This window comes from Tenacibaculum xiamenense (assembly GCF_964513065.1).
In the GTDB taxonomy this organism is placed as follows: Bacteria; Bacteroidota; Bacteroidia; order Flavobacteriales; family Flavobacteriaceae; genus Polaribacter; species Polaribacter xiamenense.
Genome location: NZ_CAZEQU010000033.1, coordinates 25,330 through 40,546, shown reverse-complemented (window position 1 = coordinate 40,546; position 15,217 = coordinate 25,330). Strand labels below are relative to the sequence as shown.

Sequence of the window (15,217 nt, the reverse complement as noted above, 5' to 3'; positions counted from 1 at the left end):
ATTCTATATTATTAAAACTAATCTCTACAAAGATTTTGGACGGCGCAAAAGTACGTTAATTTATCGTAACCACTTACGATAACACTACTTTTTTAATAAATCTTCAATTTGACTTTCAATATCAAAGGCAAAAATACTTGAGAAATCATTTAATACAATCCCTTTCCTATTTACAACCATAAGACGAGGGAATTCACTTGTTAAGAAGTTATGTGCTTTACTTTCTTCTATTAATTTATACTGATATTTAATATCTATACCTTTTACATACCTATCAGAGTTTCCTTTATTTTGCTGAATTAGAACAAAATTTATCTCAGGAAACTGCTTTTTCAAAAAGTTAAAACGTTTTGATACACTATGATCAGAAAAATATTCACTATTATTAAAGAATACTATCGATTTTTTTCTTTTAATTACTTCTTTTACACTCAACCAGTTTCCAGTTGGTGCTTCCATCAAAAAGTTCGGTAGTTTTTCTTCACTTCCTAAATATTTCACATCATTAATAAGTCGTTGAATTTCCTTCTTATTTTCTATATCACTGCTGTATTTAAAATAATTGAAAAAGGCTTTTTGGTAATTATTTTCCTTTTTCCTTTTCATAAAGTTGTAAGCAATAGTTCTATATAGAATTGTATTCTTTATTTTTTCATCATTTACCTCTTCATTAATACTATTTAAAATATCAATTACAAACTCTTCAGACTCTTCTGTGTAACCTTTCAGCATAGCTTCACTATACATTTTTTCTATTACATATGTATAATAAGGTCCGTAGAATAGTAAGGAATCTCTTCCTAACTGTATATTTTTTCTATGCTTTAACAACTTCGATTTTATCGTATCAGATTTAAATCGAGTACAATTGTTAATTGCATATTTTTCTAATCCAGAATATATTGGAAATGTTAAAGCAATTTCATAGATATCTAAGAACTCATTAGATGCATTTTTATTGTTGATTTTATATTCCTCAAGTGCATCTTTTTTTAGACTTAAAAGGTAGTCCATTGTATTGATAAATCCTTCGGTACTCGATCTAGCTTCTTTATTTATTATAAGTTCATCTTCTTCACTTTGTAAAAAAGCCTCTATCAAAAGGTTATTATTCTCTGCATTTTTTCCACTAAAAACTAACGACTCGTCAAAATCCCATGTATTCAATCGAAAAATTAAACTATCCTTTGCTTCAATATAAGCATATTGATGCTCCACTCCATGTTTAAAATAATATAAGCCCGACTTAAAGTTTCGGTACTGTCCCATAAAAGTATTATCACTGCATAATTCAAGCGTATCTCTAAACCCATTGTTACCAGTAAGTATCACAATGCTATCTTTAGGGTGTATTATTTTACCTCCGAAATAGGTATACTCTATTTTGGAGTTAGTATTACATCCTATTAAAAATGAGATGATAATGATTAAGGGCACTAAACGTTTTATCATATTTTATTCCTCTGTAAAATAACATTCAAAAATAAATATCTACTTAGAATAAACTTGTTAATTCGTTGTTAAAAAGCTTCTAAAAAAGAACTAAAGTTGCAGTTACAAATAATTTCGCGCAAATTCTTTTATAGACTAGATATTTTTTACTTTTGCTCGGAATTTTAAAAGTTTATAAATGTTATCAGTTTCTAATTTATCAGTTCAGTTTGGTAAACGTATATTATTTGATGAAGTAAATACCAAATTTACTTTGGGTAATTGTTACGGAATTATTGGAGCTAACGGTGCTGGTAAGTCAACGTTTTTGAAGATATTATCTGGAGAATTAGATCCTACTTCTGGTCAAGTACACTTAGAGCCAGGAAAAAGAATGTCAGTTCTTTCTCAGAATCATTACGCTTTTGACGAAGTTCCTGTATTGGAAACCGTAGTAATGGGAAACAAAGAATTGTTTAAAATTAAAAAGGAAATTGATGCATTATATGCCGATTATACAGATGAAAATGCTGAAAAAATTGGAGAGCTTCAAGTTACTTTTGAAGAAATGAACGGATGGAATGCAGATTCTGAAGCTGCTGCTCTTCTTTCTAACTTAGGAATTAAGGAGGACTTTCATTATTCTTTAATGAAAGATTTAGATGGTAAACAAAAAGTACGTGTATTATTAGCACAAGCTTTATTTGGTAATCCTGATGTGTTAATCATGGATGAGCCTACCAACGACCTTGATTTTGAAACAATTTCTTGGTTAGAGAACTTCTTGGCTAACTATGACAATACCGTTATTGTAGTATCACACGACCGTCACTTCTTAGATGCTGTTTGTACTCATATTTCTGACATTGATTTTGGAAAAATTAATCACTTTTCTGGAAACTATACTTTCTGGTACGAATCTAGTCAGTTAGCAGCTAAGCAAAGAGCTCAACAAAACAAAAAGGCAGAAGATAAAAAGAAGGAACTTGAAGAGTTCATTAGAAGGTTCTCTGCAAACGTGGCTAAATCGAAACAGGCTACTTCTCGTAAAAAAATGATCGAAAAGTTAAATGTTGATGAAATTAAGCCTTCTAGCAGACGTTATCCAGCAATTATATTTGAGAGAGACCGCGAAGCAGGAGATCAAATTCTTAACATTGAGGGCTTATCGAAAACAGATGTTGATGGAGACCTCTTATTCTCTAATGTAGATATTAACTTAAATAGAGGTGATAAAGTTGCTATCATTTCAAGAAACTCTAAGGCTACAACAGCCTTTTATCAAACTATTACTGACAATGTAAAGGCTGATAGCGGTAAGTTTTCTTGGGGAGTTACAACCACTCAGTCTTATCTTCCTGGCGATAACTCTGAATTTTTCCAAAATGGAGAGTTAAATTTAGTAGATTGGTTACGTCAATATGCAAAAACTGAAGAAGAGCGTGAAGAAGTATTCTTAAGAGGATTCTTAGGAAAAATGATATTTTCTGGTGAAGAGGCTCTTAAAAAGAGTAATGTTTTATCTGGAGGTGAAAAAGTTCGTTGTATGTTATCAAGAATGATGATGACAAGAGCTAATATTTTATTACTCGATGAACCTACCAATCACTTAGATCTTGAGTCAATTCAATCTTTAAACAATTCACTTATTAATTTTAAAGGAACTGTTTTATTTACAACTCACGATCATGAATTTGCTCAAACAGTAGCAAATAGAATTATTGAAATTACACCTAAAGGCGTTATTGACAAGTATTCGACTTTCGATGAGTATTTAGATGATCCGAAAATAAAAGAGTTAAGAGAAAAAATGTACTCTTAATGAGAAAATAAAAAAAAGGTAGCAGTTTGCTACCTTTTTTATTTTATTGCTTTATTTTATTTTCAAGCAAGCTTTTTTGCATTCTTCACTTTTTGCTTTGTAAGTGCCACTTCAATTACTTCGCTCATTTCCGTTACATAATGGAATTTAAGTCCTTTTAAATAACTTTGCTTAATTTCTTCAATATCCTTTCTATTCTCTTCACACAAAATTATCTCCTTAATATTCGCTCTTTTTGCTGCTAAAATCTTTTCTTTAATTCCTCCCACAGGTAATACTTTTCCGCGTAAGGTAATTTCACCTGTCATGGCTATTTTATTTTTAACCTTTCTTTGAGTAAATAATGAAACCAAAGAGGTTAACATAGTAATACCAGCACTTGGTCCATCTTTTGGAGTTGCTCCTTCAGGAACGTGAATATGAACATCATACTTATCAAATACCTCTGGTTTTATCTCAAACTCATCAGCATTCGCCTTGATATACTTCATTGCTATAGTAGATGATTCCTTCATTACAGTACCTAAATTACCCGTAATAGAAAGAGCTCCCTTTCCTTTTGATAAAATAGATTCGATAAACAAGATATCTCCACCAACACTTGTCCAAGCCAAACCAGTTACAACTCCTGCCGTATCGTTATTCTCATATTTATCTCTTTCTAAACGGGCCGGACCTAAAATATTCTCAACATCTTCATTTGATAAAGAAACATCATATTCTTCCTCCATTGCTATGGATTTAGCCGCATAACGAACAACTTTTGCTATTTGCTTTTCTAAAGTACGTACTCCAGATTCACGAGTATATCCTTCTACAATTTTTTCGATTTGTGCTTTTCCTACCTTTAAGTGTTTTTCAGTTAATCCATGCTCCTTAAGTTGTTTCGGTAGTAAATACTTCTTTGCAATCTCTATTTTCTCTTCAATCGTATATCCTGTTACATTGATAATTTCCATACGATCTCTAAGTGCCCAAGGAATCTGTTGTAAATTATTGGCTGTAGCAATAAATAGCACCTTTGATAAATCGTACCCAACTTCTAAGTAGTTATCATAAAATTCAGTGTTTTGCTCAGGATCTAAAACTTCAAGCATTGCCGATGAAGGATCACCTTGATGACTTTTACCTAATTTATCAATTTCATCCAAAACGAATACTGGGTTCGAAGTTCCAGCTTTCTTAATATTTTGAATTAAGCGTCCAGGCATTGCTCCAATATAAGTTTTTCGATGACCACGAATTTCTGCTTCATCGCGCAATCCTCCTAAAGACATTCTTACATATTTTCTCCCTAAAGCTTCAGCAACAGATTTTCCTAGAGATGTTTTACCAACACCTGGAGGTCCATATAAACAAATAATAGGAGATTTCATATCACCACGTAACTTCAGCACTGCCAAGTGCTCAATAATACGCTCTTTTACTTTTTCCAACCCAAAGTGATCTCTATCTAAAATTCCTTGAGCCTTCTTTAAATCGAATTTATCTTCTGAATATTCTCCCCAAGGTAACTCAAGCATTAACTCTAAATAATTCCTTTGAACACCATATTCCGCCATTTGAGGATTCATTCTTCTCAAGCGATTTAACTCTTTTTCGAATGCCTCTCCTACTTCTTTATTCCATTTCTTCTTTTTAGATTTGGAAAGCATTTCCTCCAATTCTTGATCGTGTGAAACACCACCTAATTCATCTTGAATCGTCTTAAGTTGTTGATTTAAATAATACTCTCTCTGTTGCTTATCTAAATCTGAACGAGTTTTCGATTGAATGTCGTTTCTCAATCTTAACTTTTGAAGCTCTTTATCTAAGTTTTTCAAAGTTAATAATGCTCTTTCTTTAAGGTTATCCTTTTCCAAAAGAACTTGTTTTTGAGAAACACTTAACTCCATATTTGAAGAAATGAAATTCACCAAAAACGAATTTGATTGAATATTTTTAATAGCAAAAGAAGCCTCTGAAGGTAGCATAGGATTCTCCTTGATTACCTCTAAAGCTAACTCTTTAATCGAATCAATAATAGCATCAAACTCCTTTACATCATCTACCTCGCGCTCATCTAAAGCTTCCTTTACTTTAGCTTTCAAATAAGGTTCTTCTTGTATTATTTCATCAATTTCAAATCGTTTTTTACCTTGAATAATTACAGTAGTATTACCATCAGGCATTTTTAAAACTCTAAGAATTTGAGCTACAACTCCTGTAGTGTAGATATCATCAATAGAAGGATCTTCTACTTCTCCATTCTTTTGAGCAACTACACCTACTACTTTATCTCCTTTGTTTGCATCTTTAATTAACTGAATGGATTTATCTCTACCTGCTGTTATAGGAATTACAACTCCAGGAAATAAAACGGTGTTACGTAGTGGTAATATTGGTAATTCTTCAGGAATTTCCTCATTATTCATGCTTTCTTCATCTTCAGCAGTCAATAGAGGGATTAATTCAGAATTTTCGTTAAAAACATCTTGAAGCGACAAGTTGTCTAAATGTATTATTTTCGATTTACTCATATATTTTTTTATGTCATGTTGGCACTCATATGTTAAAGAAACTTATACGAAGCCTTTACTTTCATTTGAAAAACCATTGATTAACAGTTGTTTACAATAAAAAATCAATAGTTATGAGTTATATATTTCAATTCTTATGCCAAGTATATTTTGAAACATTGAATTTTTTGTAACTATTTTTACAAAAATACGTCTTGTTTATATAACTTTTACTTTTCAACAGCTAAACTATGTTAAGATCAATTTTAACCTTATTATTCTCTACCTTTTTACTTATTTCTTGTAAATCTGATAAAAACTCCGATGCCTTTATAAATAATAGCTCAGGGCGTTACTTTTTTAATGCTGACGAAGCCATCGAAGTATATTTTAAAGATAATGTACTTTTTGTAAAATGGAGAAACAAAGAATTGAAACCTTTAAAAGTAAACGATAGTACTTTTTATGTACGAGAAATGAATGAAAAATTGGTGTTTAACATTGATAAAAATCAAATTCAACTTGCGCCAAAAAGAGAACATCATGATAAAGAATATGTTTTCGCGAAACTAAAGAACGGTGAAAAAACACCGAAAGAGTATTTAAAAGATAATAATTATGAAAAAGCTTTAGCTGGTTATTTAGCCATTCAGAAAAAAGATAGTCTTAGTCCAATAATCAGACAACGAACATTAAACAGACTTGGATATTCCTATTTGCGAGAAGGAGAAACCGAAAACGCTATTAATGTTTTTAAAATCAATACGGTTTTATACCCAAAAAGTTCAAATACTTTTGATAGTTTAGGAGATGCTTACCTAAAAAATAACGATACTCTTAATGCTATTGATAATTATAAAAAGGCTTTAACAATTAACTCTGAAAATAGAAGTTCAAAGAGAAAATTAGACGAGCTTACGAAAAAGAAAAAACAATAATATTATTAATTGCCCAAATAAGTTAGAAATGAACGATGTGCGTTATCCTATCGGGAAATTTGAGATCCCCCAAATAATAGATCGAGAAATTATCGAAAAGTGGATAAGCATTATTGAGGAGTTTCCTGAAAGAATAAATGCTATTACCTCAAAACTGGATGAAGAACAATTGAATACTCAATATCGAGAAAACGGTTGGACTATTCGTCAAGTAATTCATCATTGTGCTGACAGTCATCATAACTCATATACAAGATTAAAATGGACATTAACAGAAGATTCTCCTATTATTAAAGCATATTATGAGGAGCGTTGGGCGGAGCTGTTTGACTCCAAAAACGCTCCTATCCATTTATCCATATCTTATTTAAAAGCACTTCATAGTAAGTGGGTATACCTCCTAAAACATCTTTCTAAAAAACAGCTATCAAGATCTTTTATACATCCAGAAACTAATTCAACAATTAGCTTAAAAGAAAACATAGGGCTTTATGCATGGCATTGTAATCATCATTATGCTCATGTAGAAAATTTACTCAAAAGAAAAAAGTGGTTATAGCAGAATTAATGCCGCAATAGCTATAAAAACTATTATTTGTGTCCATTTAAGATAAACTCCAACCTTTTGGTTTTGTTTCAAGTAATCGGAAATTGATCCCGCAAGCACGGCGATACCACCAAAAATGATAAAAGATGTTAGGATAAACAAACCACCTAACACATAGAATTGAATGACAGTAGATATTTCTTCAGAAAATAAAAACTGAGGAAAAAAAGCCAAAAAGAAAATGGTTACTTTGGGATTTAGGACATTCATCCAAAACCCCGTTTTAAATAACTCTGTTGTACTTTTATGATCGACATTATCAGTTGAAAACACAATTTTAGCATCGCTTTTATATACTTTGTAAGCCAGATAAAGTAGATAAGCTGCTCCAAAAAGCTTTATGATAAAAAATAGACTTTCATTTCTTTTAATAACCTCCGAAACACCAAAAGCAACTAGCGTTGTATGAATAATACATCCTGTCATTAATCCTGCAACTGTCGCCAATCCATATTTACGACCATTAACAATACTTTGAGTTAAGACAAAAATATTATCTGGTCCTGGTGAAACCGCCAATGTGGCAGTAGCCAAAACAAAAGAAATTAAAGTTTCGATCATATGATTAGTTCCTTGATAAAATGGCTTTATTTATTTTCTTTATTAAACTCGGTCCCTCGTAAATAAAACCAGTATACACTTGCACTAGATCCGCCCCCGCATCAATTTTCTCCAATGCGTCTTTAGCAGAATGAATGCCTCCTACACCAATAATTGGGAAAGCTTTGTTTGAATTATCTGCTAAGTACTTAATTACTTTGGTACTTCTATCTTTTATCGGTTGACCGCTTAAACCACCATTACCAATTTCATTTAACCTTTCTTTCGAAGCTTTCAATCCTTCGCGATTTACAGAAGTATTTGACGCTATAACACCATCAATTTTAGTTTCTGAAATGAGTTCTATGATTTCATCTAATTGACCATTATTTAAATCTGGAGCAATTTTCAATAAAATAGGTTTTTGAACGGACTCTTTTTCGTTTAAATTTTTTACTTCTGTAATTAACTCTTTTAAATATCCAGCATCTTCAAGTTTAGCATGGCTACTAACATTTGGACAACTTACGTTAAGAACAAAATAATCAACATATGGATGAAGTCCTTTAAAACAAGTTAAGTAGTCTTCCGTATAATTTTCAGGTTTTGTATTGGTATTCTTCCCGATATTTCCACCAATAATAATTTTACCTTTATTTTTCTTTAATTGCTTTACAGCAGCATCTAGACCTTCATTATTAAACCCCATTCTATTAATAATACCTTGATCATCCTTTAATCTGAACAACCTTTTCTTAGGGTTTCCTTCCTGTCCAACAGGAGTTACAGTACCAATTTCCACAAAACCGAATCCAAAATCGGCTAATTCATTATACAAAACTGCATTTTTATCAAATCCTGCAGCTAGTCCAACTGGATTTTCAAACGTGAGTCCAAATAATTTACGCTCTAGCCTTTTATCTTTTACCTTATAAATACTTCTAAACAACGAAGACATTAATGGTATTCTAGATAATCCTTTTACCAAGGAAAAAGTAAAATGATGAATCTTTTCAGGATCGAAAAGGAAAAAGATTGGACGAATTAAAAATTTATACATAGAGTTTGTTTCTGTTTCTAAAATTAAAAATTTTACTCACTAAGAGAGCTTAAAATACTCCGATACTTGTGTCGAAACTTTAAAATTATTTCTTTATAATACTTCTTAAGCTCGCTCTAAGATATTTGATATTAAAAAAAAACTCCAATAATGGAGTTTTTCTTGTTATCTTAATACAGCATCTAAATTCTTTTCAAAAGATTGCTGCAGCTTTTGCATTATTTTATCTATCTGTTTATCCTGCAATGTTTTGTTTTCATCTTGAAGAATAAAACTAACCGCATATGATTTTTTACCCTCTGGTAATTTATCTCCTTCATAAACATCAAAAAGATCAACATCTTTTAACAGCTTGCGTTCAGATTGAAAAGCTAGGTTATACACCTCTTTAAACTCAACTTTATTATCAAGTAGTAATGCTAAATCTCTTTTTACTGAAGGAAACTTTGGTAAATCACTTACTTTAATATTTTTAGAACTAATTATCTTTAAAATATTTTCCCAGTTAAAATCTGCAAATAGTACCTCTTGCTTTATTGAAAAATTCTTTAAAACATTTCTTTTCACAACTCCTAACTCAACAAGTCTAATTTTTCCTAGGCTCAATACAATTCCTTCAGAAAACACATCAGACTTGGCAGGTGTTGTTTTTAAAGTGTTTACTCCTAATCTTGAAAGCAAAGAAGCAATTACTCCTTTCAAATAAAAGAAATCGGATACTTCTGAACCAGACTTCCAGCTTTCTTTTGTTCTATTTCCAGTTACAAAAAGTGTTAAGTGCTTATCTTCCTGATAACCTTTCTCATATTTATGGTATGTTTTACCAAACTCAAAAAACTTCAAAGAACTTTGCTTTCTGTTTAAGTTATAAGCAATACTCTCTAAACCACTAAATAATAAGGACTGTCTCATTACCTTTAAGTCATTACTCAAAGGGTTTAACATTTCAACATTGTTGTCTGCATTAATATTTTCAGAAAGTTCGACGTATTCTGGTTTTGTTAAAGAATTCGCCATTGTTTCATTAAAACCTAATGAAGTTAACTGATCCGCAACAATGTTTTCTATTTTTACATTATTGTTCTTGTCAAAAGAAATAGATGTATTCAACTTATGTGAAAACTCTATATTATTATAACCATAAACTCTTAAAATTTCTTCAATAATATCGGCTTCTCTTTGAACATCCACTCGATAAGAAGGAATGGTTAATCCTAATCCAGCCTCAGTAGCACTATTTATTTTAATATCTAATGAAGCTAAAATGTTCTTTATTGTTTCTTTGGGAATTTCTTGTCCAATTAACCTATAAGCATTTTCAAATGATAAAAACACCTGGAAATCTTCTACTTTTTCAGGATAGAAATCAAGAACGTCAGATGACAATTTACCTCCTGCATACTCTTCTATTAAAAGTGCGGCACGCTTTAAAGCATACTTTGTCATATTAATATCAATTCCTCTCTCAAATCTAAAAGAAGCATCAGTATTTAAACCATGGCGTTTAGCAGTTTTACGAATTGATACAGGATTGAAATAAGCACTTTCCAAGAATATTGAGGTAGTTCTCTCAGAAACTCCCGACTCTAAACCTCCTAGAACTCCAGCAATACATAATGGATTATCATCAACATCACAGATCATAATGTCCTCTGATGATAACTCTCTTTCAACTTCATCTAATGTGGTAAACTTTGTTCCTTCCTCTAAAGTTTTTACAACAACTTTGTTCCCTTTTATTTTAGAAGCATCAAAAGCATGTAATGGTTGTCCTAATTCATGTAAAACGTAATTTGTAATATCTACTACATTATTTTTTGGAGTAATTCCAATTGCTTTTAATCTATTTTGAATCCATTCTGGAGAATCTTTAATTTCAACATCCGTAATGGTAATTCCGTCATATCTAGGTATTAAATCTTTATCAGCTACTTCAATATCAACTTTTAACACTCTCTCATCAACGTGGAAATCTGATACTGAAGGTGTAATTAATTCTAAATTTGTTCCTTGCTGAATTAACCCTGCTCTCAAATCTCTTGCAACACCATAATGACTCATTGCATCAGCACGGTTAGGTGTTAACCCTATTTCAAAAACATGATCAGTTTCTATATTGAAAACTTCAGCACAAGGAGTTCCTGCTTCAAGACTTTCTTCTAAAATCATGATTCCATCATGTCCCTTACCAAGTCCTAATTCGTCCTCAGCACAAATCATTCCATGACTTTCCTCTCCTCGAATCTTTCCTTTCTTTATTTTAAACTCCTCTCCTTTTTCATCATATAACTTTGTACCAATCGTTGCCACAGGAACTTTCTGCCCAGCCGCTACATTCGGGGCTCCACATACAATTTGCACAGGGCTTTCTCCACCTAGATTTACCGTGGTAACTTTTAATTTATCTGCATTCGGGTGTTTTTCACATGTCAATACTTCACCTACAACAACTCCTTCTAAACTCCCCTTTATACTTTCAACTTTTTGAATTCCTTCTACCTCAAGCCCTAAGTCAGTAAGTAACTCCCCAGTCTTCTCTACTTCCATTTGAACTTGTAAAAATTGCTTTAACCAATTATATGATATCTTCATTTTTAAGTATCTAATTTAGTTGGCAAATTTACATAAATTAATGAGAAAACCTTAACACTAACTTATCATTCATATATATTTAAATATTAATATTTTAGCAACATTAAACAAATATTTCTCTAACGTTGAAAATTAAACAATTAGATTAATTTTGTAAATCAATTTTAACCTATTATAAACTCATGAAATCAATTTTACCCTTCTTTCTTTTTTTCGTATCTATAGTTTGTTTTTCACAGATACCAAACTATTATAACGACGTAAATCTTAACCTAACAGGAAACTCCTTAAAACAAGAACTGGCAACTAAAATTATTAGTTCTCATACTACAAACCTCTCTTACACACCTGGTGTATGGAATGCCTTAAAACAAACTGATCTTGATCCATCTAACAATAACAAAGTGCTGCTTATTTATGGTTATAGCGACACTGATGGCAATTATCGTACCGATAGAACAAGAAGCAAGAATGCAAATGGAGGAAGTGCAGGAAGTCAATGGAATAGAGAGCATGTATATCCAAAGTCACTTGGAAGCCCAAACCTTGGAACCTCTGGACCTGGAGCAGATGTTCATCACTTGAGATCTTGTGATATTTCTTATAATTCGTCAAGAGGAAGCCAGAAATTTGCTCAAGGATCAGGAAACTCTGGATCTGTTTCAGGAGGATGGTATCCCGGTGATGAGTGGAAAGGTGATGTTGCCAGAATGATGTTATACATGTACTTACGTTATGGAAATCAGTGTTTACCAAAAAATGTTGCTATTGGTAGTTCTCCTTCTTCGGATAATAATATGGTAACTATGTTATTAGAATGGAATGCTGAGGATCCAGTTTCTAATTTTGAAAAGCAACGCAATCCTATTATTGAAAATTTACAAGGAAATAGAAATCCTTTTATTGATAATCCAGCTTTTGCTACTAAAATTTGGGGAGGACCGCAAGCTGAAGATTTATTTGGAAATGGAGGAAACGACAGCCAAGCGCCAACGGTTCCGACCAACCTAACTGTTTCGAATATAACTCAAACCTCTTTGTCTTTATCTTGGAATGCTTCTTCAGACAATATAGCAGTTACTGGTTATGATGTTTATCAAAATAATGTAAAAATAGCATCCTCAACATCAACTAGTCATAATGTTTCTGGATTAACTGCTTCTACAAACTATACTTTTTATGTTAGAGCAAAAGATGCCGCAGGAAATATTTCTTCCGCAAGTTCATCTGTCTCTGCAACTACCTCGGGATCTTCTTCAGGAACGGCTTCGGAACTCTTAATTTCGGAATATGTTGAAGGTTCTTCTTATAACAAAGCAATTGAATTAGCTAATTTTACAGGGAATACAATTAATCTATCAAATTACTCTATAAAAAAAGCTTCAAATGGAGGTGGATGGTCAAATACTTTGACATTAAATGGTTCCTTACAAAACGGACAGACTTATGTTATTGCTCATTCAAGCGCATCTACTTCAGTAAAAAATAAAGCGCAAAGAACCAATTCTAGCGTGCTTTCATTTAATGGAAATGATGCCGTCGGTTTATTTAAAAACAATGTATTGATTGATTTGGTAGGTAATCCTACTAATTCAAGTAACTTTGGTAAGGATAAAACGCTTCAAAGAAAATCTTCTATTACTTCTCCTAATTTAAGTTATATTTCCTCAGAATGGAATTCTCTTTCAAAGGACACTTTTTCTGGTTTAGGAAACCACTCAGTTAATGGTGGTGGTTCTGATACCCAAGCCCCTTCTGCTCCTTCAGGTCTTACCAGTAGTAATATAACAAAAAACTCGGTGGTATTAAATTGGTCAGCCTCTTCAGATAATGTTGGCGTAACGGGTTATGATGTTTATAGAAATGGTTCAAGAATAACTACAACAACAAATACCTCATACACGGTATCAGGACTCTCAGCTTCTACAACGTATAGTTTTTATGTAAAAGCTAAAGACGCAGCGAATAATATTTCTGGAAATAGCAATGTAAAATCCGTAACAACACTTTCAAATTCACTTAACTATTGTAGTTCAAAAGGGAATGATTCTAGTTATGAATATATTGATTTTGTTTCATTTGGAGGTATTTCTAAAAACTCTGGAGATGATAATGGATATAAGGATAATACGTCATTATCAGGTAACCTTAATTATGGAAATAATTCAATAACTTTTAGTGCTGGCTTCTCTGGTTCTTCATATTTAGAATATTGGAAGGTATGGATCGACTTTAATAAAAACGGCACCTTTGAATCCAATGAAGAAGTTGTAAGCACTTCGTCTTCTAGCTCTAGCCATATTAATAAAGCCTTTAACATTCCAAGTTCGGCTTTGCAAGGGCAAACAAGAATGCGCATTTCAATGAAATGGAATAGCGCACAGTCTCCTTGTGAAAGTTTTTCTTATGGTGAAGTTGAGGACTACTCTGTAACAATCGGTAGTTCGAATAGCTCTAGAAATTTGAATATTCATGAATTTAAAAAGAGTATTTTAAACGGCACCATATCACCTAATCCTGTAGTGAACTCCTTTTCTATAAACTTAAATGATCATTCAAATGCTACGTTTACATTACTCAATCAAAATGGGCAAATTATAAAAACAGGAAACACCAACAACAAAAGTATTGATATATCTACCTTAAGTAGTGGGATTTACATTGTGCAAATTGAAAATAAATCAAATTCTTTTATTAAAAAAATAGTGAAGAAGTAGTAACATTATTTCTTTCCATATAATTAAGTGGGGTGATTTAAATTATCACCCCTTTTTTGTTACTATTCTTATACCGAAAACAACAATTATAGCTCCAACAATTTGATATATATTAATATCTTCTTTTAGAAAAATTACAGCGAGAATTATTGTTGAAAATGGTCCAATACTACCAAGAATGGAAAAGTTAGAAGCACCTATAATCTCAATTGCATACGAAACCAAAAAAGAAGGTATTAATGTTGCAATTATGGCCATAGCAAATCCTAAATAATAAACGTCATTTGGGTAAATAAATATTGCACTTGCATCTGTAATTAAGTAATGTGTTGCTACGCATATAGTTGAAACTACCATAGCGTACGAAGTAAACATTAAAACACCAAACTTAGGTATTAACCATCCACTTCCAACGATATAAGATGCATAGGTAAGAGCACTTAAGAAAACCAAAACTCCACCTAAGATAACCTCATATTCAAAAACTTGATCTTGATTTCCAAAGGCTATGATTACACCTAAGTAAGTCAACACAATAGCTGCTATTTGCCTTTTTGTTATCTCTTTTTTAAAAAACAATCTATTTATTAAAAGAACCAACGTAGGATACACAAAAAGTATAATTCTTTCTAGGCTTGCATTAATGTATTGTAAACCTAAAAAATCGAAATAACTAGCCAAATAATAGCCTATAAAGCCGAAAAAAAACAGCCATAAATAATCTTTGGTTCTGACATTTACTTTTTTCTTATTTATTTTAATTAAATAAAATAATATTCCTAAATAAAATGGTAATGAAAATAACATTCTAAATAGAAGTAAGTGCATAGAAGTAACATTGTATTGATAGGCTAGCTTTACCATTACTGCTTTAGAAGAAAACATTATTACTCCAATAATTCCCCAGAGTATCCCCGATAATTTCATGTTTTTTATTTCGAAGATAGTTATTCACTCATTATCCGAATTTTATGTTTTCATTAAAAATACGATGCCTAACAACCTAAATATT

The 15,217-nt window shown here is 31.7% G+C and carries 10 protein-coding genes; 4 read left to right on the top strand and 6 right to left on the bottom strand.

Annotated elements, in window-relative coordinates; genetic code table 11:
- Positions 1-84 precede the first annotated feature (84 nt).
- Positions 85-1,452 (bottom strand): hypothetical protein, encoded by a 1,368-nt coding sequence (locus tag ACKTTV_RS11325; RefSeq protein ID WP_408030946.1) that lies wholly within the window; start codon positions 1,450-1,452, stop codon positions 85-87.
- Positions 1,453-1,630: 178 nt separating this feature from the next.
- Here ACKTTV_RS11325 and ACKTTV_RS11320 point away from each other — a divergent pair, with 178 nt between their 5' ends.
- The gene (locus ACKTTV_RS11320; protein ID WP_408030945.1) at positions 1,631-3,253 is read left to right on the top strand and encodes an ABC-F family ATP-binding cassette domain-containing protein; all 1,623 of its coding nucleotides are present in this window, start codon (positions 1,631-1,633) and stop codon (positions 3,251-3,253) included.
- Between the two features lie 62 nt (positions 3,254-3,315).
- On the opposite strand, the gene lon is transcribed toward ACKTTV_RS11320, so the two are convergent.
- Positions 3,316-5,772 carry an endopeptidase La gene (lon, locus tag ACKTTV_RS11315; RefSeq protein WP_408030944.1) on the bottom strand — a complete coding sequence of 819 codons (2,457 nt, stop codon included), beginning with the start codon at positions 5,770-5,772 and terminating at the stop codon, positions 3,316-3,318.
- 230 nt (positions 5,773-6,002) lie between these two features.
- Here lon and ACKTTV_RS11310 point away from each other — a divergent pair, with 230 nt between their 5' ends.
- Together ACKTTV_RS11310 and ACKTTV_RS11305 are read left to right on the top strand one after the other, a co-directional pair.
- Positions 6,003-6,689: a tetratricopeptide repeat protein gene (locus tag ACKTTV_RS11310; protein WP_408030943.1), complete on the top strand. Its 687-nt coding sequence runs from the start codon at positions 6,003-6,005 to the stop codon at positions 6,687-6,689.
- Positions 6,690-6,717: 28 nt separating this feature from the next.
- Positions 6,718-7,248: a YfiT family bacillithiol transferase gene (locus ACKTTV_RS11305; protein ID WP_408030942.1), complete on the top strand. Its 531-nt coding sequence runs from the start codon at positions 6,718-6,720 to the stop codon at positions 7,246-7,248.
- On the opposite strand, the gene ACKTTV_RS11300 is transcribed toward ACKTTV_RS11305, so the two are convergent.
- From ACKTTV_RS11300 to pheT, 3 genes are all read right to left on the bottom strand, one after another.
- Positions 7,243-7,857: a LysE family translocator gene (locus ACKTTV_RS11300; protein WP_408030941.1), complete on the bottom strand. Its 615-nt coding sequence runs from the start codon at positions 7,855-7,857 to the stop codon at positions 7,243-7,245. The genes ACKTTV_RS11305 and ACKTTV_RS11300 overlap by 6 nt on opposite strands.
- A gap of 4 nt (positions 7,858-7,861) precedes the next feature.
- Positions 7,862-8,896 (bottom strand): quinone-dependent dihydroorotate dehydrogenase, encoded by a 1,035-nt coding sequence (locus ACKTTV_RS11295; protein ID WP_408030940.1) that lies wholly within the window; start codon positions 8,894-8,896, stop codon positions 7,862-7,864.
- A 165-nt stretch (positions 8,897-9,061) separates the two neighbouring features.
- Entirely contained in the window at positions 9,062-11,488 is a 2,427-nt protein-coding gene (gene pheT / locus ACKTTV_RS11290) for a phenylalanine--tRNA ligase subunit beta (protein WP_408030939.1), read from the bottom strand.
- 182 nt (positions 11,489-11,670) lie between these two features.
- Between pheT and ACKTTV_RS11285 the strand changes: the two genes are divergently transcribed.
- Positions 11,671-14,205 (top strand): endonuclease, encoded by a 2,535-nt coding sequence (locus ACKTTV_RS11285; protein WP_408030938.1) that lies wholly within the window; start codon positions 11,671-11,673, stop codon positions 14,203-14,205.
- Between the two features lie 45 nt (positions 14,206-14,250).
- On the opposite strand, the gene ACKTTV_RS11280 is transcribed toward ACKTTV_RS11285, so the two are convergent.
- Positions 14,251-15,132, bottom strand: a complete 882-nt coding sequence (locus ACKTTV_RS11280) for a DMT family transporter (protein ID WP_408030937.1) — start codon at positions 15,130-15,132, stop codon at positions 14,251-14,253.
- Positions 15,133-15,217 lie beyond the last annotated feature (85 nt).

What these genes read in the sequence shown, in the direction of transcription:
- ACKTTV_RS11285 (WP_408030938.1), top strand. Translation starts at nt 11,671, where the DNA reads ATGAAATCAATTTTACCCTTCTTTCTTTTTTTCGTATCTATAGTTTGT.
- ACKTTV_RS11295 (WP_408030940.1), bottom strand. Translation starts at nt 8,896, where the DNA reads ATGTATAAATTTTTAATTCGTCCAATCTTTTTCCTTTTCGATCCTGAA.
- ACKTTV_RS11320 (WP_408030945.1), top strand. Translation starts at nt 1,631, where the DNA reads ATGTTATCAGTTTCTAATTTATCAGTTCAGTTTGGTAAACGTATATTA.
- ACKTTV_RS11305 (WP_408030942.1), top strand. Translation starts at nt 6,718, where the DNA reads ATGAACGATGTGCGTTATCCTATCGGGAAATTTGAGATCCCCCAAATA.
- ACKTTV_RS11325 (WP_408030946.1), bottom strand. Translation starts at nt 1,452, where the DNA reads ATGATAAAACGTTTAGTGCCCTTAATCATTATCATCTCATTTTTAATA.
- ACKTTV_RS11300 (WP_408030941.1), bottom strand. Translation starts at nt 7,857, where the DNA reads ATGATCGAAACTTTAATTTCTTTTGTTTTGGCTACTGCCACATTGGCG.
- lon (WP_408030944.1), bottom strand. Translation starts at nt 5,772, where the DNA reads ATGAGTAAATCGAAAATAATACATTTAGACAACTTGTCGCTTCAAGAT.
- ACKTTV_RS11280 (WP_408030937.1), bottom strand. Translation starts at nt 15,132, where the DNA reads ATGAAATTATCGGGGATACTCTGGGGAATTATTGGAGTAATAATGTTT.
- ACKTTV_RS11310 (WP_408030943.1), top strand. Translation starts at nt 6,003, where the DNA reads ATGTTAAGATCAATTTTAACCTTATTATTCTCTACCTTTTTACTTATT.
- pheT (WP_408030939.1), bottom strand. Translation starts at nt 11,488, where the DNA reads ATGAAGATATCATATAATTGGTTAAAGCAATTTTTACAAGTTCAAATG.